Origin of the sequence: Candidatus Protofrankia datiscae (assembly GCF_000177615.2) — a bacterium.
GTDB lineage: Bacteria > Actinomycetota > Actinomycetes > Frankiales > Frankiaceae > Protofrankia > Protofrankia coriariae.
Map to the genome: position 1 here is coordinate 182408 of NC_015656.1, position 26282 is coordinate 208689.

24 protein-coding genes and 1 pseudogene are annotated in these 26282 nt (G+C 71.6%); 13 read left to right on the forward strand and 12 right to left on the reverse strand.

The genetic code is table 11. The features are described from left to right. Positions 1-19: 19 nt before the first annotated feature. A complete protein-coding gene (locus FSYMDG_RS27700; protein WP_043602689.1) occupies positions 20-508 on the reverse strand; it encodes a hypothetical protein in 489 nt (162 codons plus the stop codon). On the opposite strand from FSYMDG_RS27700, the gene FSYMDG_RS00735 reads away from it, so the two are divergent. Next, positions 486-2423 (forward strand): AAA family ATPase, encoded by a 1938-nt coding sequence (locus FSYMDG_RS00735; RefSeq protein WP_050803265.1) that lies wholly within the window; start codon positions 486-488, stop codon positions 2421-2423. The two genes, FSYMDG_RS27700 and FSYMDG_RS00735, sit on opposite strands and share 23 nt — an antisense overlap. 88 nt (positions 2424-2511) lie before the next feature. Here the strand turns inward: FSYMDG_RS00735 and FSYMDG_RS00740 are convergent, their stop codons facing one another. Both FSYMDG_RS00740 and FSYMDG_RS00745 read right to left on the reverse strand, forming a co-directional pair. Continuing rightward, a complete protein-coding gene (locus FSYMDG_RS00740; protein WP_043604332.1) occupies positions 2512-3717 on the reverse strand; it encodes a geranylgeranyl reductase family protein in 1206 nt (401 codons plus the stop codon). Between the two features lie 176 nt (positions 3718-3893). Further along, positions 3894-4949 (reverse strand): DUF5926 family protein, encoded by a 1056-nt coding sequence (locus tag FSYMDG_RS00745; protein WP_013871718.1) that lies wholly within the window; start codon positions 4947-4949, stop codon positions 3894-3896. Between the two features lie 185 nt (positions 4950-5134). Between FSYMDG_RS00745 and FSYMDG_RS27705 the strand changes: the two are divergent. The 3 genes and pseudogenes from FSYMDG_RS27705 to purQ all read left to right on the forward strand — a co-directional run. Further along, positions 5135-5587, forward strand: a pseudogene (locus FSYMDG_RS27705) (helix-turn-helix domain-containing protein); the annotation flags it as partial. Positions 5588-5717: 130 nt separating this feature from the next. After that, a complete protein-coding gene (locus FSYMDG_RS27710; RefSeq protein ID WP_050803266.1) occupies positions 5718-6278 on the forward strand; it encodes an IS630 family transposase in 561 nt (186 codons plus the stop codon). Between the two features lie 213 nt (positions 6279-6491). Next, the gene (gene purQ, locus FSYMDG_RS00760; RefSeq protein WP_013871719.1) at positions 6492-7235 is read left to right on the forward strand and encodes a phosphoribosylformylglycinamidine synthase subunit PurQ; all 744 of its coding nucleotides are present in this window, start codon (positions 6492-6494) and stop codon (positions 7233-7235) included. A gap of 82 nt (positions 7236-7317) precedes the next feature. On the opposite strand, the gene FSYMDG_RS00765 is transcribed toward purQ, so the two are convergent. The 7 genes from FSYMDG_RS00765 to FSYMDG_RS00785 all read right to left on the reverse strand — a co-directional run bounded on the left by FSYMDG_RS00765 (position 7318) and on the right by FSYMDG_RS00785 (position 13294). Then, on the reverse strand, positions 7318-8145 hold the full coding sequence (locus FSYMDG_RS00765; protein WP_013871720.1) for a TIGR03620 family F420-dependent LLM class oxidoreductase: 828 nt from the start codon (positions 8143-8145) through the stop codon (positions 7318-7320). Further along, positions 8139-8399 carry a hypothetical protein gene (locus tag FSYMDG_RS00770; RefSeq protein WP_043602697.1) on the reverse strand — a complete coding sequence of 87 codons (261 nt, stop codon included), beginning with the start codon at positions 8397-8399 and terminating at the stop codon, positions 8139-8141. The genes FSYMDG_RS00765 and FSYMDG_RS00770 overlap by 7 nt, the downstream gene beginning before the upstream one ends. A 258-nt stretch (positions 8400-8657) precedes the next feature. Further along, entirely contained in the window at positions 8658-10976 is a 2319-nt protein-coding gene (gene purL, locus FSYMDG_RS00775) for a phosphoribosylformylglycinamidine synthase subunit PurL (protein WP_013871722.1), read from the reverse strand. A gap of 526 nt (positions 10977-11502) precedes the next feature. After that, entirely contained in the window at positions 11503-11691 is a 189-nt protein-coding gene (locus FSYMDG_RS00780) for a type II toxin-antitoxin system RelE family toxin (RefSeq protein ID WP_202797695.1), read from the reverse strand. 90 nt (positions 11692-11781) lie between these two features. Beyond that, positions 11782-11949, reverse strand: coding sequence for a hypothetical protein (locus FSYMDG_RS25550; protein WP_013871723.1), 168 nt, complete (start codon positions 11947-11949; stop codon positions 11782-11784). Positions 11950-12060: 111 nt separating this feature from the next. Further along, positions 12061-12228 carry a hypothetical protein gene (locus tag FSYMDG_RS25555; protein ID WP_157490954.1) on the reverse strand — a complete coding sequence of 56 codons (168 nt, stop codon included), beginning with the start codon at positions 12226-12228 and terminating at the stop codon, positions 12061-12063. Positions 12229-12316: 88 nt separating this feature from the next. Continuing rightward, positions 12317-13294, reverse strand: coding sequence for a DUF3027 domain-containing protein (locus FSYMDG_RS00785; RefSeq protein WP_347176552.1), 978 nt, complete (start codon positions 13292-13294; stop codon positions 12317-12319). 143 nt (positions 13295-13437) lie between these two features. Here FSYMDG_RS00785 and FSYMDG_RS00790 point away from each other — a divergent pair, with 143 nt between their 5' ends. The 4 genes from FSYMDG_RS00790 to FSYMDG_RS00805 all read left to right on the forward strand — a co-directional run bounded on the left by FSYMDG_RS00790 (position 13438) and on the right by FSYMDG_RS00805 (position 17568). Further along, entirely contained in the window at positions 13438-14967 is a 1530-nt protein-coding gene (locus FSYMDG_RS00790; protein ID WP_013871725.1) for an MFS transporter, read from the forward strand. A gap of 217 nt (positions 14968-15184) precedes the next feature. Then, positions 15185-15631, forward strand: a complete 447-nt coding sequence (locus FSYMDG_RS00795; RefSeq protein WP_043602699.1) for a hypothetical protein — start codon at positions 15185-15187, stop codon at positions 15629-15631. A gap of 114 nt (positions 15632-15745) precedes the next feature. Further along, complete coding sequence (gene mqnB, locus FSYMDG_RS00800) at positions 15746-16693, forward strand: futalosine hydrolase (RefSeq protein WP_013871727.1); 948 nt, start codon at positions 15746-15748, stop codon at positions 16691-16693. 38 nt (positions 16694-16731) lie between these two features. Then, positions 16732-17568: a 1,4-dihydroxy-6-naphthoate synthase gene (locus FSYMDG_RS00805; protein ID WP_085948574.1), complete on the forward strand. Its 837-nt coding sequence runs from the start codon at positions 16732-16734 to the stop codon at positions 17566-17568. A 38-nt stretch (positions 17569-17606) separates the two neighbouring features. Here FSYMDG_RS00805 and FSYMDG_RS00810 read toward each other — a convergent pair whose 3' ends face one another. Beyond that, a complete protein-coding gene (locus FSYMDG_RS00810; RefSeq protein WP_013871729.1) occupies positions 17607-18002 on the reverse strand; it encodes a cold-shock protein in 396 nt (131 codons plus the stop codon). A gap of 410 nt (positions 18003-18412) precedes the next feature. On the opposite strand from FSYMDG_RS00810, the gene FSYMDG_RS00815 reads away from it, so the two are divergent. Beyond that, positions 18413-18625 (forward strand): hypothetical protein, encoded by a 213-nt coding sequence (locus tag FSYMDG_RS00815; RefSeq protein WP_050803267.1) that lies wholly within the window; start codon positions 18413-18415, stop codon positions 18623-18625. A gap of 21 nt (positions 18626-18646) precedes the next feature. Here the strand turns inward: FSYMDG_RS00815 and larE are convergent, their stop codons facing one another. After that, positions 18647-20140, reverse strand: coding sequence for an ATP-dependent sacrificial sulfur transferase LarE (gene larE / locus FSYMDG_RS00820; RefSeq protein WP_347176426.1), 1494 nt, complete (start codon positions 20138-20140; stop codon positions 18647-18649). Between the two features lie 530 nt (positions 20141-20670). Between larE and purS the strand changes: the two genes are divergently transcribed. The 4 genes from purS (at position 20671) to FSYMDG_RS22435 (ending at position 26225) form a co-directional block, all read left to right on the forward strand. Further along, positions 20671-20976 carry a phosphoribosylformylglycinamidine synthase subunit PurS gene (purS, locus tag FSYMDG_RS00825; protein ID WP_043602700.1) on the forward strand — a complete coding sequence of 102 codons (306 nt, stop codon included), beginning with the start codon at positions 20671-20673 and terminating at the stop codon, positions 20974-20976. Between the two features lie 673 nt (positions 20977-21649). Continuing rightward, complete coding sequence (locus FSYMDG_RS00830; protein ID WP_013871733.1) at positions 21650-22000, forward strand: rhodanese-like domain-containing protein; 351 nt, start codon at positions 21650-21652, stop codon at positions 21998-22000. Positions 22001-22325: 325 nt separating this feature from the next. Next, positions 22326-23102 (forward strand): HNH endonuclease family protein, encoded by a 777-nt coding sequence (locus FSYMDG_RS00835; RefSeq protein WP_013871734.1) that lies wholly within the window; start codon positions 22326-22328, stop codon positions 23100-23102. Between the two features lie 255 nt (positions 23103-23357). Then, positions 23358-26225, forward strand: a complete 2868-nt coding sequence (locus FSYMDG_RS22435) for a sensor domain-containing protein (protein WP_013871735.1) — start codon at positions 23358-23360, stop codon at positions 26223-26225. The last annotated feature ends 57 nt before the right edge of the window (positions 26226-26282 follow it).

Consider the following 26282-nt stretch of genomic DNA (forward strand, 5'->3'; position numbering starts at 1 on the left):
GCGCGTGGCCGGAGGTGGCCTACCGGTCGTCCTCGTCCTGGCGCTCTCCCGGCCCGAGCAGACCGGCGTCGGACGGTGTACCCGGCGGTTTCGCCGTGGTGGACAGGTACACCGCGACGGACGACGTCGCTGCGGGCCCGAGCGCGGCCGGCGGCGGCACGGCGGGCAGGCCCCCGGCTGACAGACCCGTGGTCGGCGGCACCGGGCCCCGGGATGCCGGTGGGGACGCTGCCGGCTCGTGGTCCCGGCCGTCCACCAATCCGCTGGTCGACCCGTGGGGGCCACAGGTCGGCGGCGGTCCGCGGCCGGCGCCGCCGGCATCCCCCATCTCCGCGTCCACGCCGCCCGCCCCGTCCACACCGTCCCCGATATCCGCACGGTCGCTGTCCACACCGTCCACGCCGTCCGTGTCCACAGCACCGTCCGCGTCCACGGTGTCCCTGCCGCCCTCGGGCCTACCGCCGTCGAGCGCACCCGGCGTGTCCGTGAGCGGGCTGACGCAGGACATCACCGGTACGGGTGCTGCCGGCGCCGGCACCCCGCCGGTCCCGAACGCACCGGCGCCGACCGCGGCAGCCTCGAACGCACCGGTCGCGAACGGCCGGCCCTGGTCCGAACCACCGACCTACGATCCGCTGTTCGACCAGGACACCTTCACCAGCGTGCCGCCCCCGTCCGGCGACCGTCGCACGCGCGCTGTCCCCTTCCGGCACGAGGAACGTCCCGGGGAGGCCCGGCGCCCTCCCGAGCCACCGGACGTCGGTCACAACCATGCCGCCCCGCTCCCCGGCCAGAACCACCCGGAGCAGGACCAACGAGGGCAGGAACAGGGGCCCTGGGGACGAGGGCAGCAGGACCGGGACCAGCCGCCGCACACGCCGGCGTCCACGCAGCACCCGGCGGCCGTAGCGCCACCGCCGCCAGCAGCCGTAGCGCCACCGCCGCCAGCAGCCGAACCGCCGTCGGGGCCGTCCACCGCGCCGTTCCCGACAGCGCCCGGTGGGGATCCGCTGTTCCCGGACGACGAGCGCCCGCGCGGCGGGCACCAGCCCGAGCCCGGCCTACCGTTCCCCGGTCCGGCCGGAACGGCTTTCCCGTACCCCGACAGTCCTTATCCGAGCACCGAGTATCCGGCGCCGCCGCCCAGCCCCCGGCCGGCGGCCAGCGGCCAGCAGAACAGCCGACGGCCATCCGACAACAATTTTCACGTTGCTGGCGACCCCGCGGGGAGAAACAGCCAGCGGCCGCCCGACAACGACTTCCAGGTGACCGGAGTCCCCGCGGAGCGGGACAACCGAGAGAGCCCCGACAGCGATTCACGCGCACCGGGTCCGGAGTTCGGTCCGACCGCCACCGGAAATCCCGGAAATCCCGGAGAACCGAAACGGCCGGCAACGGACGACGGTACGTCCGGCCGGCTCATGACCAGTGCGCTGCTGCCGGCCCGGCCGGCTGTCCCCACCCGGGGCTGGCGCAGAGTTCTCTTCAGGGTCTCCGGCGGAAAGATCAACCCCGGGCCCTCCGCCGACGAGGCCCGCCACCGCCTGCTGGTCGAGCACATCGGCGCGCCCCTGAACGACTGCCACCGGATCGCGGTCATGTCCCTGAAGGGCGGCGTCGGCAAGACGACCACCACGGTGGGGCTGGGCTCGACCCTGGCCAGCCTGCGCGGAGACCGGATCGTGGCGATCGACGCGAATCCCGACCGCGGGACGCTCGGGGCCAAGGTACCGCGGACATCCGAGAACACCGTCCGGGACCTGCTCGACAATGCCGACTCGGTGAGCCGTTACGTGGACGTGCGCAGATATCTGTCGCAGGCCGCCAGCCGGTTGGAGGTACTCGCCTCCGCCAACGCCCCGGAGCTGTCCCAGGCGTTCACGGACACCGACTACATCGCCGTCGACGGCATTCTGGAACGCTACCACTCGATCCTGCTGACCGACTGTGGCACCGGAATGCTGCACAGCGCCATGCCCGCCATCCTGGAACTCGCCGACACGCTGGTGATCGTGAGCAGTTCCAGCGCGGACGGCGGTTCCTCCGCCAGCGCCACCCTGGACTGGTTGGACGCGCACGGGTACACCGCGCAGGTGAAGAACGCGGTGATGGTCATCTCGACCTTCCCGGTGAATCGGGAGTCGGTCGATCTGGACGCGCTCGAACAGCATTTCGCCGCCCGTACCCGCCGGGTCGTCCGGGTACCTTACGACCCGCACCTGGCGGTCGGCGGGAACATCATCCTGGAGGAGATGCGGAAAGCGACCAGGAAGGCTTTTCTGGAAATCGCCGGCGCGGTCGCCGAACGGTTCGGACTGGAAAGCCAAAAACCGCCCGGCCAGGCTTCCGGGACTCCCGTTGCTGCCAGGATTCCCGCCCGACCGCTGGAACCGGTCGAGGAGGTCCGGCAGCAGATCCGGTAGGGACCGGCCAGCCCGCGGCGCCGGCCGGATGGCGGCCAGCCCGCACGCTTCCGGCAGGCCGCGGCCTGCCCGAGTGTGTCCGGTGCGCTCAACGGGTGATGGCCGCCGTCAGCGTGCGGACACCGGGCCGGCGCAACTGGTTGGCCACCGTGGTCTGGCCAGCCACGATCCGTCCGAACAGGCCGAAGCCACCCGGGACGGCGGCCAGGAACGTGTACAGCAGGCCGGGATGGCGGACGAAGACCGCCTGCACCTCACGACCGGCGTCCATCTCGGGGCCGAGGACCGCCTCCACCTGGCGGGGGTAGTCGTCCAGCGCACGCGGCTCGCCGGCGGCGACCCGCGCGGCCGCCTCCCCGGCCAGCCGTCCCGAACGCAGCGCGAAGGAGATCCCCTCCCGCGTCCACGGGTCGAGCAGGCCGGCCGCGTCCCCTGCGACCAGCACTCGGCCGCGGCGCAGCGGCGAGCCCGCGGCCCGCACCCGCGTGAGATGCCCGGAGTCGTGCAGCGGCGTCACGCCGTCCAGGCCGAGCCTGCGCACCATGTCGGCGTAGTAGGAGCGCAGGGCGCCGCCGTCGTCCCGTGAGCCGATCACACCGACGGTGAGGATCTCGCCCTTCGGGAACAGCCAGGCGTACGAGCCGGGCACCGGGCCCAGGTCGATCAGCATCCGGCCGGCCCAGCGACGCGCCATGGCGGCGTCGACCGGGAACTCGCCCTCCAGGCCGACGTCGACCTGGTCGAGGCGGACCCCGACGTAGGCACCGACCCGCCCGGACGTGCCATCAGCGCCGACAACGACCCGCGCGACGACGTCCGGGCCACCGCGCACCGCTACCACCACATGATCGCCTAGGGCATGACTGTCCGTGATGTGACCATCCGCGACGCGGCCGGTCGCGATGTCACGGCCGGCGCCGGCGTCGTGTTCACGTATTCCCGTGACGTGGGTGCCGGTCCGGATGACCGCCCCGGCGGCGCGGGCCGACTCGACCAGCGCCTGGTCGAACTCCGCGCGCATCACCATGGACAGCATCGGCCGGCTCGGCCGCCGGCGGGTGCGCGTCAGCCGACCGTCGAGGGCGATCGTGAGCTGGTCGACACTCGCGCGGGTCAGCCGCGACGGATCGACACCGGCATGATCGACCGACAGGCCGACCAGGCCGCCGCCGCAGGTCTTGTACCTGGGCAACTCGGCGCGTTCGAGCAGGCACACGGTGGCGCCGGCCCGGGCCGCCGCGCGGGCTGCGCTGGCCCCCGCCGGACCGGCGCCGACGACGACCACGTCGAACATGCCACCGGCCGGCTCCAACCGATCGGTGGCGGTGGCGGTGGCGGTGCGACCATGATCGTCCCGTGGCGCTGGCGGCCGGGTCCCATCAGCCACCGGCCGGCCAGGTGGGTCGGACGAGCCGGGCGCGCCGGAGGCGCCTGGCGCTCCGGGCAGGTCGTCGGGCGGGCCGGGCGGCATCAGCGCAGGGTGAGGGTCCGGCCGACCACACCGGCGCGTACCCGGCGTTCCGCCGGGGTGAGCGGGGTGCGGTCGGCAATCGCGTTTTCCAGTTGGTCACGCAGCGTCGCGGCAGCTTCCTCGCAGCTCGCCGCGTCAGCGTCCGGCGCCAGATCCCATACCGGAACGACCAGGCCGTCCACCCGGAGCGAACCGACAAAACGGGATTCATCGCCCACGGTAAGACTGTTGGCCGCCGCGAGCCGGGTGAGGGCGTCCAGCAGTGGCTCCTCGTCGTACGGCTGGACCCAGCGCAGATGTGCCCGCTCCCCCGGACGGCACCAGTACGCCGCGTCCACCGAGGTCAGTCGGGCCGTCGGGACCACGGCCGCGTTCGCCCGCTCCAGCAGGGCCACGACCTGCGGATCCGGGCTGCCACCGTCCTCCGACGGCGGGAGCCACCAGGTGAACCCGGAGTGGACGGTGATGTCCAACGGCGCGGGATCCAGCAGATCCGCCAGGGTCGGAGCGGCCCGGCTGCCGTCCCCACGCGCACTTCCCGCCGCGGCGGGTCGCGGGATGACGGGCGTGCCGAGATCGGCGTCAAGAGCTTCGAGCAACGCGCGGGCGATGTCCGCGCCCGCGTCGTCGCTGGCGATACCGGTCTGCATCGCCAGCAGGATCTCACCATTGTCCCGGACAAGCGCGGGCACGGCCTGCGGCAGCATCGTGCCGAGCACGATGGAACGGCCGGCGTGCTCAGGGTGCTCCTGAAGGTGACCGGCGGCCAGCGTCAGCGGGGCGGTCGCGCTGGGCACCAGCTCACGCAGAGCCACCAGATCCGGCTCGTCGACCCGGCCGGCGAAGGGCCGCAGAACGGGTGCGGGCCGCCGCCGCACGCCATGGCACGCCTTGTAGCGGCGCCCCGACCCGCACGGGCACGGGGACCGCGGCCCAACGGCCGGGAACTCCCCCGGCTCCGGCCGGGCGGCGGCCGATCCCGCACCGGTTCCGAACGCCGCGCCACCGGCGGGCAGGCCGATGGTGGCGGCACCGGACGCGGCGGACGACGGCACAGGGACACGGACGGTCTGTCGGCGGGCGATCGCGTACTCCTCGGGTTCGGCGGGACGGCGCCCTGACGGCGGGTACGGGCCAAGGCTAGTAAACTGTCGCTGCTTAGTTCTGGTGTGTCTTGTGTCTGGGTGAGAGGGTTGGGTCTGGCAGGTCTCCCCGTCCCTCTGCCGGTCAGGACTGTGTCGTGGGTTCGCAGAAGAAGTGGCCGGTCACCTTGACCGAGGCTGATCGTGACGAGTTGGTTCGGGTGACCTCGACGGGGGTTCATCCGGCGTCGATGATCCGGCGGGCGCGGGTCCTGCTCGCGTTGGACACCTCGGTCGGCCCGGTTGCCTCCCAAGAAGAACTCGTGGTCCGGGTCGGGGTCTCGGGTGAGACGCTGCGGCTGGTCGCGAAGCGGTTCACCGAGACCGGTGGGGATGTGGGGGCCACGATCGGTCGGAAGGCACGGGAGCTTCCCCCGGTGCCTTCCCCGGTGACCGGCGAGGTTGAGGCCAGACTGATCGCGCTGGCATGCTCGCAGCCACCGGCTGGTTATGCACGCTGGTCGCTGCGGCTGTTGGAAAAGCACGTCGCGCTGGTCGCCGACATCCCGGACCTGGACCATTCCACCATCGGCCGGGTCTTAAAAAAACGAGGTTGGCGTCCTCATCTGAGGAAGTGCTGGACCATCCCACCGAGGGCGAACGCGCAGTTCGCCGCGCGGATGGAAGACGTTCTGGCGGTCTACGCCCGGCCCCACAACCCGGGGCGTGCCCGTGGTGTGCATGGACGAGAAGCCCTACCAGCTGTTGGCCCACGCCCGCGACCCGATCCCCGCCACGCCAGGGCGTGACCGGCGCGAGGACTCCGAGTACGTGCGCCACGGAACCTGCTCGATCTTCTGCTGGGTCGAGCCACTCGCCGGCTGGCGCCGCGTCCAGGCCACCCCACGGCGCACCAGGATCGACTGGGCACACCACGTCAGGCGCCTGCTCACCCTCGACTACCCCGACGCCGAACGGGTCGTGCTGGTCATGGACAACCTCAACACCCACGACATCTCCTCGCTCTACGAGGCCTTCGACCCGGCCGTCGCGTTCGCACTCGCGCAACGACTCGAGATCCACCACACCCCCAAACACGGCTCCTGGCTCAACATCGCCGAAATCGAACTCGCCGCCCTGACCCGCCAATGCCTCGACCGCCGCATCGACACCCTCGACGTCCTGAACACCGAACTCGACGCCTGGCAGACAGCCGTCAACGCCAACCAGCGCCAAGTCAACTGGCACTTCACCACCGATGACGCCCGCACCAAACTCCGCCACCTATACCCCACACATTAGCGGCGACAGTCTACTAGTACCCGCGTCCGACGCTCCCGGGCATCGGCACGAAGCGCCGGCAGCCCGAACGGGACAGGCAGAGCCGGACCGGGAGGGCCACGCGGTGGGCGGTTCCCGAGGGAGCGGCAGCGATCATAAAACGGCCAGGTGGTCACCGATAGGCTCGGAGCGGCAGAGCGTTGGGAAGCGACGGCGCGGCGAGAGAGAGGCTGCATGAGCATCGACCAGCACGAGCTCTTCGGCGACGCGACGGCGGTCACCCGACGGATTGGCGTGGTGACGTTCCCGGGTTCGCTCGACGACCGGGACGCCGCCCGCGCGGTCCGTCTCGGCGGCGGCGAGGCCGTCCCGCTCTGGCACGGCGACACCGACCTGTCCGGGCTGGACGCGGTCGTCCTGCCCGGCGGGTTCTCCTACGGCGACTATCTTCGCGCCGGTGCGATCGCGCGCTTCTCCCCGATCATCGGCGCGGTCGTGGACGCGGCCCGCGACGGGCTGCCCGTCCTCGGCATCTGCAACGGATTCCAGGTGCTGTGCGAAGCCGGGCTGCTGCCCGGGGCGCTCACCCGCAACGCCGGCCTGCATTTCGTCTGCCGGGACCAGTCGCTGCGGGTGGAGAACGCCGCCACCGTGTGGACGTCGGACTACACCGCCGGCGACGAGGTGGTCATCCCCGTCAAGCACGGCGAGGGCCGCTACGTGGCCAGCCCGGAGACACTCGCCGAGCTCGAGGGCGAGGGCCGGATCGTCGTCCGCTATCTCGGCGGGAACCCGAACGGCTCGGTCGCCGACATAGCCGGCATCTGTAACGCGCAGCGCACGGTCGTCGGGCTGATGCCACATCCCGAACACGCCGTCGAGCTCCTGACCGGCCCTGGCTCGGACGGCCTGGCCATGTTCCGCTCGGTCCTCTCCCACCGGCCCCCCCGGCACCAGCCCGCCGCGGCGACCGGCTGACCGGCCGGCGGCCAGGCCGGAGCCGGAGCCGGACCCGGTCAGACCAGCCGGGCCGGGACAGCCGGGCCAGGGTGGCAACGCGTCAGGTGAGCAACGCCTCGGCAAACCGGCGGAGCCAGACCTCGAACGGATCGTTGCCGGCGGTTATGCGCAGGACGACCTGGTCGGCGCCGGCGGCGTGGTATTCACGGACGCGGGTGACGATCGCGTCGAGGCTCCCCCACGCGGTCACCGCGTCGACGAGCCTGTCATCGACGTCCGCGATCTGTTGCTCCGTGAATCCCTGCCGGAGGAAGTTGCGCCGGTAGCCGGGAACGGTGCCGAGGAACCGCAGCGGTTCGGCGGCCGCGGCCCGTGCGGCGGTGGGATCCGTCTCGGGCACGACCGACAGCAGCACCGCCAGCGCCGAGTTCGCGCCGAGCGTCGCCCGCGCCCCCTCGACGTATTCCGGGGTGACCAGGAAGGGGTAGGCACCCGCGGCACGGTCGCGGGCAAGGGCGAGGACCGCCGGGCCGAGCGCGGCAAGCACTCGTGCGGCCGCGGGTACCACCGGGGCTTCGGTGTCGAGGTTGTCGAGGTAGGAATTGAGCGTTTGCAGCGGCCGGGCACCGTGTGCGCCACCGAGGCCGACGACGAACCTGCCGGGCGATGATTTCTCGAGGTCCGCATGTGCCTGCGCCACCTCGCGCGCCGGCACCACGTCCACCGAGAGAATGCCGCTGGCCACCTGAATATGCTCCGTCGCGCGCACGACGCGGCTGATGACAGGCAGGTTGTTGCCCTGGCCGCCCGGCAGCCACAACGTCGAGTAGCCGAGGGCCTCCGCCTCCCGCGCAATATCGATCTCGGCGTCAGGATGATCCGCCGAAAGTCCGGAAGCCGCTATACCGACTGGTCCCAGAGTCACCATAGCCCGCACAACCCCGCGGCCGGACGTTCCTGTTCCGCCTTCACCAGGCCCTTCAGCGGATCCTTTTCAAGATCTTTCCGATCCGCGTAGAGCTGGACGAGCTCCGGCTCCAGGTCGGCCCCTTCTGGCCGTATCACGAACCGTGTTCCCTGTTCGACGGCCTTCACCACATGGTTACCGGGCAGTGTGGCTTCCAGGAGCTCCTGCGCCTCGGCGGCGAACTCGAAAGCCTTCGCCGGCAGGAACGTGGTCATTTCGGCGATCGAGACGACCCGCTGCCGGCAGGGCCGCTGTCCTCCTTCCCCCGCCCGTCCCATCATGCTCGTCGAACGATGTGAATCCGATGTCGCGGCCACGGCACCGGATTCACATCGTTTGTCATGTTCTGACCGCGCCTACGCCGGGGACGGCCGGGGCCTACGGGTCCCGCGGGTGGGTCGCGGCGGGGGCGTGCGGGAGGTTAGGCCGTCAAGGGCCAGGCAGAGCCCGAGGGCTACACAGGTCGCTGCGGGTCACGTGGTCGGGGTGGGGGTGGCGAACAGGGAGGGCAGGGTGGAGGTGTGGGCGGTTCGCAGGTCGGCCAGGGGGACGGTGAAGGCGTCCTGGACCTCGAGGGTGTCGCCGTCGACCACACCGACGCGCCGACACGGCAGGCCGCGGGCGGCGCACATGTCGGTGAAGCGCAGCTCCTCGGAGCGGGCCACGGCCACCACCGCGCGGCCCGCCGACTCGCTGAACAGCTCGGTGAACAGGTCCGCGTCCCGCGGGAAGACGATCCGGGCACCGTGCCCGCCCCGCAGGCAGGACTCGACCAGCGCCTGCGCCAGCCCGCCGTCGGAGAGGTCGTGCGCCGCGGTGAGCATCCCGTCCCGGGAGCCGGCGACCAGGATCTCGGCGAGCAGCTTCTCGGCGGCGAGGTCGACGGCGGGCGGGCGCCCACCGAGGTGACGGTGGGTCACCCAGGCCCACTCGGAGCCGCCGAACTCCTCCCGGGTCTGCCCGAGCAGCAGCAGCGAATCACCCTCGTCCGCGAAGCCGATCGGGACCCGCCGGGCCACGTCGTCGAACAGGCCGAGGACGCCGACGACCGGCGTCGGGTTGATCGGTGTGGCGCCGGTCTGGTTGTAGAACGACACGTTCCCGCCGGTGACCGGCAGGCCGAGTCGGCGGCAGGCGTCCGCGAGACCCCGGCAGGCCTCGGCGAACTGCCACATGACCTCCGGGTCCTCGGGGGAGCCGAAGTTCAGGCAGTTGGTCACCGCGATCGGTGTGGCCCCGGCCGCGGCCACGTTGCGGCACGCCTCGGCCAGGGCGAGTTGCGCGCCCGCGAACGGGTCGAGCCGGGTGTAGCGGCCGTTGCCGTCTGTGGCCAGCGCGATGCCGAGGCCTGTCTCCTCCGAGAGCCTGATCACCCCGGCGTCTTCGGGCTGCGCGAGCACGGTGTTCGCCTGCACGTACCGGTCGTACTGGTCGGTCACCCACGCCTTCGAGCACAGGTTCGGCGAGGCGGCCATCGTCAGCAGGGTCGCGCGCAGCTCGTCCCCGGTGCTCGGACGTGGCAGCGCCGCCGGGTCGTCCAGCCGCAGGGCGTCGAGGTCCGCCGGCCGGCGCACCGGACGGTCGTAGACGGGCCCGTCGTCGGCGAGCGAGCCGGGCGGGACGTCGACGACGACCTCACCGTGCCAGCGGACGACGAGGCGCCCACTGTCGGTGACCATGCCGATCCTGGTAGCCAGCACACCCCAGCGTTCGGCGAGCGCGAGCACCGCGGGCAGCACATCCGGGGTGACGATCGCGAGCATCCGCTCCTGGGACTCGCTCGCGAGGATCTCGTGCGGCGCCATCGACGCCTCGCGCAGCGGGACGCGATCGAGGTCGACCGTCATCCCGCCGGGGCCGCCGGCGGCGAGCCCGGCCGCGGTCGTCTCGGTCAGTGCGCAGGTCAGCCCGGCTCCGCCGAGGTCCTGGATGCCGACGACGAAGCCGCGGTCGAACAGCTCCAGGCAGAACTCGATGAGAATCTTCTCGGTGAACGGGTCGCCGACCTGGACGGACGGCCGGCGCGCCGGCCCGCCGCCCTCGTCGAAGGTCGCCGACGCCAGCACGGACACGCCGCCGATGCCGTCCCGGCCGGTCTTGGCGCCGAGCAGGACGACCGCGTTGCCGACCCCGGTCGCCGCCGACGTCTGCACCCGGCCGACCGGCAGCACTCCCACGCACAGCGCGTTGACCAGCGGATTGCCCTGGTAGGACGGGTCGAAGACGACCTCTCCGCCGATCGTGGGCAGGCCGAGACAGTTGCCGTAGCCGCCGATGCCCGCGACCACCCCGGGCAGCACCCGGGCGGTGTCGGGGGCGTCGGCGTCCCCGAAGCGCAGCGGGTCGAGGACGGCGATCGGCCGGGCGCCCATGGTGAGAATGTCGCGGACGATCCCACCGACACCGGTCGCCGCGCCCTGGTACGGCTCGACGAAGCTCGGATGGTTGTGCGACTCGATCTTGAAGGTGACGGCAAGCCCCTCGCCGACCGCGACCACCCCGGCGTTCTCGCCCATGCCGACGAGCAGCCGGTCACCCGCGGGCGTGTCGCGGAACTGGCGCAGGTGCACCTTGGACGACTTGTACGAGCAGTGCTCGCTCCACATCACCGAGTACATGGCGAGCTCGGCGTCGGACGGCGTGCGCCCGAGCGTGCTGACGATACGGGCATACTCGTCGTCAGTCAGCCCGAGCTCACGGTAGGGCTGCACGGTCGCGCCAGGCGCAACAGCGTCGGAAAGTAGCGTGGACGGGACGGTGGGTGCGGTCGGTGTACCGGTCACGCCACCCATCTTCCCGGACGCTTCCCGGTGAAGCCGGCCAGCGTCCGCAAGCCCGGCCAACCCCGGGAATCCCGAGGGGACGAACCTGGTCAGGCCCGGTCAGGGATGCCCCGGCCGGTGAACCCCGACCAAGGGGTGGGCACCCCCTTCCGGAGGCTTCCCAGAAGCGCCGGGCCTGGCCCGAAAAGCCACATCCCGGCTGCATCCACATCCATATGATCACCCCATATGATCATCGCTGTGTCCAACCGGTTGGCACCTCAGGCACCGCCTCCAAACGGATCCGGATCCGGCGGTGAATTCCCCCGGGTCAGCGCGGCCCGCGCTTCAGCCTCCCTGTGCGACCCGCTTCGCAGGTCTGGCTGCCAGCTCCTCATCGCACAAGCCCATCACCCAAGATTGACTTCAAAATTTGCGTGTAGACTGACTGAATTTGTGAGATGGAAGTAGCCGGCGGAACGGGATCGTCGCACCGGCAGCGCGGAGCTGACGGGTAAGGAAACACCTATTTCTTTGTAAAAGTGCGATCGTGGGATCAATAGCGGTGGTAGACCTCACGGCGGTGAGCGGTGCTGACCACGACGATGACGAGATCTGCATCACGGGGCAGGTAGATGACCCGGTAGTCCCCGACCCGCAGGCGTAGGTGCCCGGGACGGCCGACCACGGCCTTGCAGCCGGCCGGACGCGGATCATCGGTTAACCCGACGATCGCCGCCTCGATGCGCCGCCGGGCCGGCTACGGGATCTTCCGGAGCTCCCGCCAGGCAGCCGGACGGAATTCGATCTTATAGGGTGCCACGGAGTCAGCACTTCAGGAGGCGAGCAGGTCGGTGTCACCGAACTCGGCCAGCACCACCTCGAGCGGGATGTTCTCCCCGGGCTCCGCCCAGGCCGCGTCGATCGCCTGACAGTCGGCGTCATGCTCGGCCGCCGGGTAGTCCTCCTCGTCCCACCACGGGACGACGCCAGGCTCGCTCATACCGCCACGATACGCTGGACGCACCCAACGGAATGCGTCTTCAAGTGGTCCGGTTCAGGTAGTCCAGCTTGCCGTGATCAGCATGAACAGAGAGCAGATGAAGCGCTCGGTTCACCACGGGTCGTCGCGTAGCTGCCGTTCGGAGAAATGCGGCTCCCGGATACAGGTGATCACCAGGCCCGTGGTCGTGAACACGCGGGTGAAGTCCTCCAACGGCAGGGTCCAGGCGACAGCCGGCACCGGGGACAGCTCGCCGGCGACGTCGAACTCCACGTCCACGCCAAGTGGATCATCGGCCAGGACGAAGAGTCGCCCGGCTGCGGATCGCCGCCCCGTATCGGCCGCTAAGAGACGGCTGGGAGCCGCGTCAGGAGTGGCCGTAGGGCTCCGGGCCGGCGGCGTCCCCGGCCGGGGCCTGGGCGGGATCGTCCGGGACCGAGCCGGGCGGATGCGCGGCAACACCGACCAGTTCCAGGTCGGCGGACTCCGCGTCACCCGGATCGTCGTCGTACACGATCGACTCCGGGTGCGCGGACGGCGCCACCAGTGCCTCCGAGTGGGCACCACAGCCGTGGTCGAGCGCGGTCACCCGGCCGTCGTCCGGCGCCATCTCGTTCGCGCACACCCCGAACACCTGCCCCAGGGCGCCGGCGAGACGCACGTGGAAACCGCAGGTCCGGCAGGCCGCGGGGGCAACCCGGGCAATGGACGCCTCCGGGCCGGACTCGCCGGCATACCAGCGGGCCACCGCGTCGTCGCGGCCCATCACCGACAGCAGGCGAGGACGGCCGAGGCCGATCTCGTGCCACGCGTCGGTGTCGACGAACTCCTCGATGTCGCCGAGACGCAGCGTCAGGCGCGGGTCGTCCACGGCGGTCGGCAGCAGGTCGCCGACGCCGACGTCACCGGGACGCAGCCGCTGTGACCACGGCACCCACTGCGGAGCGGTCAGCGCCCCCTCGCCGGGCATCAGCACCACGTCATCCACGGTGGGCTTGCGCATGCGCGAGGCGCGCGTGACCACCACCGTCCAGACCCAGCCGGGGTAGGCGCGTGACCTGCAGGCGAAACGGTGCAGGACAAGCCGTTCGCCGTCGGCCTCGGCACCGAGATGCTCACCGACCAGACTGGGATCGTCGGCCTCGGCGAGGGCTGCGGCCCGGGCCTGCTCAACGGCCGCGGCACACACGGCGTCCAGCGCGGGTGGGCGCAGTGCCCGGGGGGCGCGCGGGGTCCTGGGCGAGACGGACGGGCGGCTCACCCGAGCGGCCCGCACCGGCCCGTCGGCCCGGTCAGGATCGACGGGTTGGTCCAGGTCGACGGGCCGGTCAGGATCGACGGGCACCGTCACGTCCCCGCTCATCGGTGCCGGGGGTGCTGCCGGGCCGCGCTGTACATCCTGAGCCTCCACGCACGTATTGTCGCCTACACGTTCCGGAACTGCGCTGCGTGGTCGTGATGGCTCTCCTGGGGGGGAGGACACTCAGCATGGTGAACGTGGGTGCCGGTGTCGCCAGGGGGGTGCGGAAGCTGCGGGCCTCCGCCCGCCGGGGCGGCGCCGAACAGTCCGGGCTCGCCTCCCTGATGGAGCTTTCGTTCGTCAACGCGGCCGGGGACGCGCTGGTCACGGTAGCACTCGCCGGCTCACTTTTCTTCGCGGTACCCACCGGTGAGGCACGGTCGAAGGTCGCCCTGTACCTGTTGATCACGATGGTGCCGTTCGTCCTGCTGGCACCGGTGATCGGCCCGGTGCTGGACAGGTTCGCCTATGGCCGCCGAACCGCCCTGGCCGCGATCTGCCTGGCCCGCGGCATGCTCGCCTGGCAGCTCGCGAGCTCCCTCGACGGGGTGGCGGTCTACCCGCTGGCGCTCGGGCTGCTGATGCTGTCGCGGTCGTTCGGGGTGGCCCGCAGCGCGGTCATCCCGCGGGTGGCCCCCCGGGAGCTGACCCTGGTGAAGGTCAACTCCCGGATCTCCCTGGTCAACATCGCGGCCGGGGCGGTGGTGGCCCCCGCCGCGCTCGGTATCGCCAACATCCCCTACGTCGGCTATCCGTGGGTGCTGCGGATCTGCGCGATCGTCTACATGATCGGTGTTCTGCTCGCCTTCAACCTGCCGAAACACGTCGACTCCGCCGCGGGTGAGAAACGCGCCTTCCTCGGGACGGGCCGCTTCCGCCGGGACATCACCGGCCGGCTGCGCCGCGCGCTCGGCGGGCTGCCGGTGGCGCTGCGCGCGTCGCTGGTGCTGCGCGGTCTGGTCGGGTTCCTCACCTTCTACCTGGCGTTCCTGCTGCGGACCAGCGGCGGCAACAACCTGTGGCTCGCCGGGCTGGCGATCTGCGCCGGGGTGGGCAGCGGCCTGGGCGTGTTCGTCGGCGGGCGCCTCGGCCGCAAACGGCCGGAAGCGCTGCTGATGCTGTCGCTGCTGATGGCCGCCGGCGGCTGCCTGGGCGCCGCCGTCAACTACACGAAGCTGACCTCGCTGCTCGCGGCCCTGCTGGTCACCACGGCCAGCTCGACCGGCAAGCTCGGGCTGGACGCCATCATCCAGCGGGACGTCGCCGAGGACACTCGCAACTCGGCGTTCGCCCGCTCGGAAACCGCGATGCAGCTCGTCTGGGTCGCCGGCGGCGCGATCGGCCTGATCGAGATGCCTGGCACGCTCGGCTTCGCCGCCGCGTCCGCGGTGGTCCTGGGCACGATGTTCGTGGAGACCCGGGCCCTGCACCGTTCCCGGGCCGCGGCCCGGGAACTGCACAACGCCCCGCACGCCCCGGCTGCTCCGCACGCCCCAGCGACCCCGTCCATGGCTCACTTCGACCCGGGTGCGCCCACCCAGCCGCAGGCCCCGCCCCTGCCGCAGACCCTGCCGCAGCACCCGCCCCTGCCGCAGCACCCGACATTGCCGCAGGCCCTGCCGCAGGCCCCGGCCGTGCCGCGGCCGCCCGCCGCGCCCGACGCCCCAACCGTGCCGCGACCGCCCGTCCGGCGCTGGTGGGAGCGCGGTTCCAGCTGACCGAAATAATCAAAAAAGCGATCAGACGGTACCAGCGGTCGACGGCCACCGGCTCCCGCCGCGGCCAGCACCCCGGTCGCGGCCGCCGGCAGGGGCTCATGGCCACGGCCAAGCCACCCGGGGCCGAGCCGCTGAGCAGGTGGGTTGAGACCGACAACCCACCCGCGGGATTGCGAGCAGGCCGGCGTCCGACCGTCGGGAACGGTAACCTCCGATCGTGTCCGTATCTCGGCTACTTTTCCGCACTCGGCGGCGACGCCCCGTCGTGCTCGGCATCCTCGGCGCGCTGGTCCTGGTGCTCACCGGCTGCGACAAGCCGACCCCGCTGGTGACGTTGCAGTCCGGCGGCGACTTCGTGCAGGCGCACGCCGCCCAGTACGACCGCGACGGCACAGTGATCAAGAAAGGCGGATACCAGGCGCCGGTCCTGCACGCCGCCCCCGGGTCAGTCGTCAACATCGACGTCGCAAAGTCGGTCGCTGACAAGGGATACTTCCTGGCGTCCAACGACACCCGGATTACCGACATCATCACCGAGCCGCACTACCGGCTGTCCGTGCCGGACGGGCGCGGCGAGGTGAACCTGACCGTCTTCCAGGCCCCGCACGCCGGCTCCGAGCAGGCTTCCGGGAGCTGGCCGTTCCGGCTCGTCGTCCAGCCGTAGCCCGATGAACCCCAGTCCCGTCAGCCCCGCCCGCACAGGCCCGAGCGGCGGCACAGGCCCGGCCGCGGCGTGCCCGGGCCGCACCCGCCCGTCGACTGTCCCGCTGGCGGCCGCGTGAGCCGCATCCTGCTCGTCACCGCGATGACAGCCGAGGCGGACGCGGTCTGCGCCGGAATGATGGGGCCGTGGCGGCCCCGACCCGTCACCAGCACGGGCAGTGCCGCCGCTGCCGCCGCCGGTACGGGCACGCTGTCGCGTGGCTCGCCGCCGTCGTGGGACCGCCAACTCCTGACCGCCGTGCGGATCGGCCCCTACCTGGGCCGCCGCTCCGGCGCGGTGACCGTCCTCGCCGCCGGTGCCGCCGGCCCCGCCGCGGCTGCCGGCACCGCCACCGCGCTCGCCACCGCCCAGGCCGCGGGAGAACCGTTCGACCTGGTCGTCTCCTTCGGGATCGCGGGCGGTTTCGCCGGCCGCGCGGACATCGGCGACCTCGTCATCGCGGACGCGCTGATCGCCGCGGATCTCGGCGCGGAATCCGGCGTCGACGCCCCGCCCGGTGAACCAGGACAACCACCCGCGCCGACGGCGTCCAGCGACTTCCTCACCCTGGAACAGCTCGGGCTCGGAGCCTCCACGCTGTCCCCCCGCGAGGAAACCGTCCAGACCCTCACCGGCATCCTCGCCGGTACCGGACGCCCGGTACGGACCGGGCCGGTGCTGACCGTCTCGACGATCACCGGGACCGAGCGCCGGGCCGCGGCCCTGGCACTGCGTTTCGGCCCGGCCGCCGAGGCGATGGAAGGGTACGCGGTCGCGGTCGCGACGGCGGTGTACGGCACGCCCTTCGCCGAGATCCGCGCGATCAGTAACGCGGTCGGGCGCCGCGACCGGGCCAGCTGGGACGTGCCGGGCGCGCTGGCCGGGCTGAGCGCCGCGGCAGCCGCCCTCACCGCCGGCATCGACACCCTCACCGCGGCCCTGCGCGCGACCGGCTCCGGCGGCCCGGCCAGACCAGCCGGACCCGCGGAAGCGAGGGGACCAGCGACGGGCGGCACATCGTGACCGGGACCAACGTCGGCGAGAGCACGTCGACGTCGACGATCCCGACGGCACCGCCGTCCCTGCCGACACCGCTGTCGTTGGCGATCTCTCCGTGCCCGAACGACACGTTCGCCTTCCACGCGCTCACGCACGGGCTGGTCGGGGGCGGCACCCCGGTCACAGTGACCTTCGCCGACATCGACGTGCTCAACAGCCGCGCCGCCGACGCCCTCGACGACGTCGTCAAGGTCTCCTACGCGGCCCTGCCCTGGCTGCTGGACTCCTACCAGCTGCTGTCGGCCGGCAGCGCGCTGGGACGCGGCTGCGGACCGCTCGTGCTGACCGCCGGCCGGGCCGACCTGCGTGGCGCCCGCGTCGCGATCCCCGGCATGCGCACCACCGCCTACCTGCTGTTCCGCCTGTGGGCGCAGGAGCGCGGGGTGAGCGAGATCGACGTCCTGTCCTTCGAGAAGATCATGCCAGCGGTGCGGGACGGACGGTACGACGCAGGCCTGGTGATCCACGAATCCCGGTTCACCTACCCGTCCTTCGGCCTGACCGCCATCGCCGACCTCGGCGACTGGTGGGAGTCCGAAACCGGCCTGCCGATCCCGCTCGGGGCCGTCCTGGGCCGCCGCCACCTCGACGGCGCCGCGCTGTCCGCGGCGGTGCGGGCGAGCGTGGCCGCCGCGTTCGCCGACCCGGCGGCGTCACGCTCCCACGTCCTCGACCACGCGCAGGAGATGGACCCGGACGTGGTGGACGCCCACATCAGCCTGTACGTCAACGACTACACCCTGCAGCTCGGCGACGAGGGTTACGGGGCGGTCGAGGCCCTGCTGGGCCGTGCGGCCGCCGCGGGCCTCGTCCCACCCCTGCCCGTCCCCCTACGCTGATCCGCGTCCGGCCCACGCGGGGAGCGGCCGCCGGACGATCAGACCTCCAGCTCGTCGGCGACCGCGTGAACGACCTTCGCCACCTTCTGGGCCGTGCGCCGGTCAGGATAGCGCCCGCGGCGCAACGAGCCCTGCACCTCGTCCAACAGTTTGATCATGTCTTCGACCATGCTGTGGAGCTCGTCCGGGCTACGCCGCGCCGCCTGTGCGGCAGCCTTCGTCACCGACGGCGGAGCCGCGAGCAGCCGCACCGACAACGCCTGGTCGCCACGGCGGCTCGTGGCGATCCCGAACTCGACCCGGTCACCGGGCTTGAGTCTGTCCACGCCAGGCGGGAGCGCGGCCTTGTGGACGAAAACATCACCGCCGTCGTCACGGCTGAGAAAGCCAAAGCCCTTGTCGACGTCGAACCACTTGACTCTGCCGGTGGGCACGGAAGACCTCGTTATGAGTAGCGAAGGGGGACTGTCCGGTGAGATACCGGGGTCTCAAGGCTATCCGGGGACGCGCCGATGAGTGGCCGTCCGTACTTTTTCATCACCGAGCAGTAGCACCCGAGCGATGATCGCCCAGCTCACCGGCAAGCCTGGAGCAGCCAGGCCTACCGGTCGGCTTCCCCGGTCCAACGGGCTCCCGAACGCGACAAACATGATCGCTCATCCTTTGGCCCGCAGCCCCCAACCAGCCGCCGGCGATGCGACGCAACGATCGCATCGCCTTTGGCCAGGGGGGCCGCGGAATCCGTAGGCTGGTAGGCGTGGACGATCCAGCGGCGCGGGAAGCAGAGCCTGCTGAGCCCTCGGGGCGCCGGAGACGGACGGACCTCTTCGTCCGGGCTGCGGTCGTGTCGTTCGCGATCGGCCTCGTCGCCACCGCGGTCATCATTATCCCGTTCTTCTTCGGGGTCACCGAACGTCCCACCTGGCTCAACGCGGTCGCGGCCGGCGGGCTGACCGTCGGCTTCGCCCTCGCCCTGATCGGGATACTCCTGGCTGTGCTCTCCCCCGCCCCGGTGGACGAGGCCGAACCGGTCGACGCCGAGGGAAACCCGATCTGACCGGACGGCCCCCGGCCGTTCTCACCGTCCGGCGCCGCCTTCCCCGGACGCTCGCGCCACGGCCGGCAGCAGCTCGTTCATGGAGCCCGACCGGAACCCACGGGGGTCGACCTCCACCCGGTCGAAGCCCTCGAGCGCGGCCAGCAGGTCCGGACGCGCGGCCAGCGCCGCCACCTGGTCAGCGTCCACCTCGACCATTGCCAGGCCGTCGAGGTCGCGCACCCGCAGGTTCCGGACGGCGAGCCCTGCGGCGGCCAGAGCCACCCGCAGCCCGGCCTCTGCACGTTCGACTCGGGCCAGCCGGGCCGGCGACACCTCGATGCCGTAGGCGATCCGGCTGGCCAGGCAGGCCGCGGCCGGCTTGTCCCAGGTCGACAGACCCCACCGCCGGGACGCCTCGCGGACCTGCGCCTTGGTCAGGCCCGCGTCCAGCAGCGGGGTACGCGCCCCCCGCTGGGCCGCCGCCCGGATACCCGGCCGGAACCCGGCGACGGCGTCGTCGGCGTTCGTCCCGGTCACCACATGGACGAGGCCGAGGGAGTCCGCGAGCGGCCGCAGCGTCTCGGTGAGCTCCGCCTTGCAGAAGTAGCACCGGTCCGGCCCGTTGGCCCGGTAGCCCTCGCGTCCCATCTCGTTCGTGGCCGGGGTGAGATGGCGGACGCCGAGCCGCGCGGCGAAATCGGTGGCGGCGGCGAGTTCGGCGGCCGGCAGGGACGCCGAGCTCGCCGTGGCCGCCACCACCCGGTCGGCGCCGAGCGTCCGGACCGCCGCCGTCAGCAGGAACGCCGAGTCCGCCCCACCGGAGAAGGCCACCAGTACCGAGCCGAGCCCGGCCAGCCGTGCGGCCAGGTCGTCGAGCCGACCGGGCAGCAGATGGGACGACAGCCAGCCGCCGAACGCGGCCAGGTCGGGCAGGACGACGTCGGCTCCGGCGGCGGCCAACTCGTCCGCCGAGCACGGGCCGGTGGCCACCGCGACGGCCAGGGCACCGGCCGCGTGCGCTCCGACGATGTCACCGACATGGTCACCCGCGTAGATCGTGACATCATGCTCGATCATGGCCTCGGCCTTCGTCTCGGCGAACCGCCAGCCCTCGACCGCGTCCACCTCGATGCCGATGTGGGTGAGGCTCGCCCGCGCGAGCGGCTCGCTCTTGGCGGTGACAACGACCACCTGCCCCCCGTGGCGACGCACCTGGGCGACCGCGTCGGCGGCGCCCGGCATCGGCAGCGACACCGGCAGCGCGTGGACGGCGTACAGCTCGCGGTAGCTGGCCGCCGTCTCCGCTACCCGCTCGGGCGGGAACCAGCGGGCGATCTCCTCCTCCAGCGGCGGCCCGAGGCGGGCGGCGGCCGCTTCGCCGTCGATCGTCACCCCCGTCTCGGCGGCCAGCGCGGCGTAGGTGGCGACGACGCCGCGCCGAGGGTCCAGCAACGTCATGTCCAGGTCGAATCCGACGACCGGCCCGGCCGCTCTCGGCGGACCGGCTGCCCCCGAGGCAGGTTGCCTCGGCACGGACACGGGCTGTTCTGGCACGGATGTCGACACACACCCGAGGGTAGTTACCGCCGCCTCGCCACGGGCGCCCACAGCCACAGAGCCCCCGAACACCGCCCCCGAACACCGTCAATCGATCAAAGATTCGCGATCGATTACCGCCGAATCATGAGAACGAGGGAACAAGTGGCCGCCACAGCAGCCATTTCCACACTCGCTTTCCTGATCACATTCACTTTCTTGATCGAAAAAGGCGTGCGGTGCCCGGTGGGGTTCGCGGTGCCGGGCGGTGTTCCTGGCGCACCGGCCGTGTCGGCGCATGCGGCCGGGCGGGTGCGCCGGCCCCCCGAACGGCGCACCCGCCCGGGGCGGGCCGATGGGTACGCCCACAGCTCGAGGCTGGCCGCGCAGGTGTGGGCAGCACACCCGCTCCAGGCCCGAACGGCACCGGTGGAACCACGTCCGATGGATCTTCGAGCGCGGGCGACACCCAGCCGACCAACATCCATCAGCCCCGGCCCTGCGATGCACCGATACAGTCTTCAGGCGTGGCCAGGGTCGTTGTGGACGTGATGCTGAAACCGGAGATCCTCGACCCGCAGGGGCAGGCGATCCTCGCCGCGCTGCCACGCCTGGACGTGTCCGGCATCGCCGGGGTGCGCCAGGGCAAGCGTTTCGAGCTGGAGGTGGACGGCGACGCCGACGCCGACGTCCTCGCCCGGATCGACCAGCTCGCCGCCTCCCTGCTCGCCAACCCGGTGATCGAGGACTACGTCGTGCGGGTGGAGCCGCCGCAACCGGCGCAGGCCAGCCCCGCCGAGGCCAACGCGGTCAGAGCCGAACCCACCACCTGAGACGTGTTCGGAAGGCCCGCGAGGGCGACCGCACGCTGATCGTGACAATCATCACTCCGTGACGAAAAGCGCATGCATCACTCCGGAGCGCAATGTCCCGAGCCGGCACATCCACCCCACGGGACCACCCCACCGCCCCGTTCGCGCACCCCTCCGCCTGCCCGGCGGGCCCGGCGGGGCGTGAGCAGGCGGGGCGGGTGGGTGGGTCAGGCCGTCGGGTCGGCTGGGGAGAGGAACATGACCCGGCGTCCGCACGAGTCACAGACGGCAACCCGTGCGTATGGTTCGTCGTCCCCTGGGACGAGATGTGCCAGCGGTACGATCCCGCCGCACCACGGGCAGGTGAGCCACGGCCCGTCCGCTCCGCATCCTGATGATTCGACATCGAGCGATTCCACGGTAATCACAGTCCCACCACGGGCCTCGTCGCTGCGGGCGAAAAAGCGTCCTCGTGACCACAGCCGGCCGGCCGAGGGACCAAAGACGGAGCGACCATGCCTCTCTCGCGCCGCCGGCAGGCCCAAATCCCCGGGATCATGTCCCGCGCAATGTCCGGCGGCCACCTGTGCCGTGACCACCTGTCCAGCGGCCATCACGTGATGACCGCCTGTCCGGTAGCCGCCTGTCCGGTAGCCAACGCCACGGGACGCCGGGCGGATGGCAGGATGGCCGCGTGGGTTCGGATCAGATACCTTCGGTCACAGTAGATCAACTTCTGGCGACGGTCACGCCGGACGTCGGGCCGCTGCTCCTCGACGTCCGGGAGGCGGAGGAGTGGGACGCGGGGCATATCGCCGGAGCGGTCCACATCCCCATGGGTGAGCTCCTCGAGCGCATCGAAGAGGTGCCGCGCGACCGGGACGTGGTGGTGATCTGCCGCTCCGGGCAGCGTTCGGCCGCGGTCACGGCCTACCTGCACCGCGGCGGCTGGCAGGCCCGCAACCTGGACGGTGGAATGATCGCCTGGGACGCCTCGGGCCGTCCGATGGTGAACAACGCACCGCATCCCCCGGCCGTGATCTGACGGTATCCGGCCGGCTCCCCGTGGCCAGGCCGGCGGCGGGTGCGTCCACAACACTCCTGTCCACAACCGGCGCCATCTCACCGGCACGGGCGCTGGACGGCGGGAAACTGGCGTTATGACCCCCGCCGCGTCAGTGCCGCGTCTCCGACCGCCGGCAGATCATGATCAAGGTCATGCGGATCAAAGCCGTGGAGACCAGGGCCACGCGGAGCCAGGCAGCCGAGGCCGGCGCCGCGGGCGGGGTGGCACCGCGGCTGCCGGCGTCACTGCCCATGGAAGCGCGGCCCACGACGCCACGGCCGACGGGGGCCCGATCCGGAACACCGTGGTCCGCGACACCGTGGTCCGCGGCACCGCGGCGCGAGGTGTCCCGGCCAACGGCCGGGCACGAATCCTGTCAGCGGCTGTTGCGCTCTGCCTCAGCGTGTTTCTTGCCCTGACCGGATGCGGGACGCTCGACGGCGCGGGATCGCCCGCGGGCTCCGGCGGGACGGCCGGCGGACGCGGCCAGGTCGTCACCGTCGGAACCGCCGTCGCCACCCTCCAGTCGATCCCGGTGCACCCGGCCACGACATCGCCGCCGTACCGGCGGGACGAGTTCGGCGCCGCCTGGTCGGACGTCGACGGCAACGGCTGTGACACGCGCAACGACATCCTGCACCGCGACCTGACGCTGGTGACCGTGCGGCGGAACTCGTGCACAGTGCTGACCGGTGAGCTAAGGGATCCGTACACCAACCGGATCGTCCGCTTCGACCGTTCACGGTCCGCGAGCGCCGTCCAGATCGACCATGTGGTGGCGCTGGCGGACGCCTGGCGGACCGGGGCTGCCTTCTGGTCGCCGGACAAGCGGCTGGCGTTCGCCAACGATCCGGAGAACCTGCTTGCCGTCAACGGTCCGACGAACCAGGACAAGAGCGACGACGACGCCGCACAGTGGCTGCCTCCGAACCGGGGATACCGCTGCCAGTACGTGGCCCGGCAGATCGGGGTGAAGGCCCGCTACGGCCTGTGGGTGGACGCGGCCGAGCGGGAAGCAATGATCAAAATCCTGAGCGGCTGCCCGGACCAGCCCGTGCTCGGCACGACGCAGACCCGCTGACGGCCGACCAGCCGACCAGCCGGCCGGTGGGGCTGTCGCGCCCGGTCAGCGATCACGCATCAGATAGATGATCACCGTAACGACCCGGACGATCGCATCCACGTCACACTCGTCACATCAGGCCACCAAGCGAGTACAGTTAACTTTTCTGTTACCAGAAAGACTCTGGCTTCTTCCCGGGATACGTTCGATCAGGCGGAGGCAGTCGAGAACCGACACGGGTGAGGCAGACACGGGTGAGTAGGTGAGGAACCGGTGGGACCGGAGGGGGATCGCCTCGATCTGTTCGACCGGCTACAGATCGGAATGGCGCTCGTCGGTGTAGTCGATAATCTGGTGTGGCGGGTGAACACGGCCGCCTGCCAGATCCTCGGCCGTGGCGAGGCGGAGCTCCTCCACACAGCCTGGGACGCGCTGATCCACCCGGGCGAGCGGGCGAAACGACCGGACGACACGTCACCCCACGCGGTCGGCTGTCGCGATGGCCAGCAGGACGTGATCCGGTTCGTCCGCCCGGACGGCTCGATGGTCCACGCCCTGGCCATCACCACACTCCTGCGGGACGGCTCCGACCCACGGCCCCACCATCTCGTCCAGTTCCAGGACATCACCCGGGAGGTGACCGCCCGCCACCACCTGCGACTGCTGCTGGAGAACGCGCCGGTAACGTTGTTCCTCCTAGACCGGATCGGACGCGTCGAGCACGCCGGAGGCGGGCGGGACGTCGACCATGCGGGCGCCTCGCGGCCGTCGGCGTCCGAGGCCCTCGAAGCCCTCGGCTCCTTCGACACGCCCAGGGGTCCCGACGCCTCCAAGGACATGACCTCCGGGGGGGCGGCCTTCGAGGACGTGACGATCCGGCGCATGGCCCGCCGGGCTGCGCACTCCGGCAAGCGCGTGTCAGGTGTCATCGAGGCGGCTGGACGCCGTTACGACATCCACGCGGTGCCCCTGTCCGCCGCGGACGGCACCGTGACGTCGGTGGCGATGGTCGCCACCGACGTCACCGAGCGCGAGCAGGCACTGGCGGAACTGCGGGTCCGCTCAGCCGAACAGGCGATCGTGGCGGAGCTGGGAGAGCGCTCCCTGCACAACCCCGATCCGCAGCCGCTGTGGCGCGCCGCCGCGCAGATGGTCGCCGACCATCTGCGCGCGGACGCCGTCACCGTGCACGAACTGCCTCCCGGGCACGCCGGGCCGTGCCTGGCCGCGGTCGTTGGGACGCCGCCCGAACCCGGCATCCTGGTCACGTCGGCGCTCGCGACCTGCGGCCCCGTCCACGCCGACCGCCTTCCCACCTTCGACCGCCTCCCCACCTCCGACCGGCAGGACTCGCCGCGGCGGGCAGGCCCGCACAACCAGCTAGGTTTCCGGGACCAGCAGGATTTTCAGGACCAGCAGGGCACGCGCAACGGGCAGGGCCCAGCGCAGCGGCGGGACGACGGCCAGGGGGCGCCCTCCGGTGGACGCTCCGGTCTGGCGATCCCGATCGGCCGGCCCGACGACCCGACCGCGATCCTCACGGTCTACCGCGGCGCGCCGCCGGCCGCGTCCGGCCCTCCCGGCCCGGCCGGCACCTTTCCGGACCGTCTGGAAGGGCCGATCGTGCCCGTGGCAGACGCCACCGGCACGTCCGGCTCCGCCTCCAGCTCCGGCAGCTCCGGCTCGTTCACCGATCGCGAGGTCGAGTTCGTGCGGACGGTCGCAACCGTGCTGAGCGCGGCGGCCATCCGGCACCAGGTCGAACGCGACGCCAACCACCGTGCCCTGCACGACGAGCTCACCGGGCTGGCCAACCGCACCGCGCTGTTCGAGCGGCTCGGCCAGGCCCTGAAGCAGGGCCGTCCGGAGAATGATCATCAAGCCCAGGGCAGGTCGAAGCGGGGCCGATCGAAGCAGAGCTGGCAGCTCCGAACCGGGCTCCTGTTCGTCGACCTCGACGGCTTCAAGGGTGTCAACGACTCGCTGGGGCATCACATCGGCGACCGGCTGCTGTGCGAGGTCGCCACCCGCCTGCGGGGCGCCGTCCGGCCCGGGGACACCGTCGCCCGCCTCTCCGGCGACGAGTTCGCCGTCGTCTGCGAAAAGATCCTGACGGAAACCGCCCTGTGCGCCATCGCCGAACGGGTCGTGAGCGCCCTCTCCGAACCCATGATCCTCGACGGGTGCCAGGTGAGTGTCAGCGCCAGCGTCGGCGTCGCCCTGTCCGGGCCGGACATCCCCGACCCCAGCGGCCTGCTACAGGCCGCCGACATCGCCATGTACGGCGCCAAACACCAGGGCCGCGGCCGCTACCTGCTCTTCGAGGAGAGCATGCGCAACGCGTCCCTGGACAGGCTCACCATCGAGAACGACCTGCGTAACGCTCTCGACACGGACGGCCTCCAGTTGCGCTACCAGTCCGTCGTCAGCCTCGGTGGTGAGGTCGTCGGAGCCGAGGCCCTCCTGCGCTGGCAGCATCCCGAACGCGGCCTGCTGTATCCCGAGGCGTTCCTCCCCCTCGCAGAGGAGACCGGGATAGTCGTCCCGCTGGACCGGTGGGCTCTGCGCACCGCCTGCCACACCGCGGCTGCCTGGGCCGCTGCCTGGGCGGCGGGCCCGCCGCCGGCACGCCGGCCGCACATCAGCGTCAACGTCTCCATCCGCCAGTTCACCGACCCCGGTTTCCTACCCGACCTCGAGGCGCTCCTGCGGATCACCAACGCCGACCACCGGTACCATCTCTGCCTCGAAATCACCGAGAGCGACCTCAGAGACAACGACGAGACCGTCACCGCCGCCCTACAAGCCGTGCACGCCCTCGGCGTCGCCATCCACGTTGACAACTTCGGCACCGGCCATCTGTCCCTCACCCGGCTGCGCGGCCTGCCGCTCGACGGTCTGAAAATCGACCGCCGGTTCATCGGCGGGCTGATCGACGATCCCGCCTCCTACGCCATCGCCGCCGCCGGCATCCAGTTGGCCCACGCCCTCGGCATGACCGCCATCGCGAAGGGGGTGGAGACCCCCGAGCAGCTTGCCGCACTCACCGATCTGCGCTGCGACCTCGTGCAGGGCGACTACTTCGCCCGCCCCGAACCGCGCCTGCCCGCCCGGCAGACAGCCGCCGCCGGCCAGCCGTGACGAGCCGGGTCCACGGCCACGGTCGGCCATGGTCGGCCCCGGCGGCCGCGGCCACCA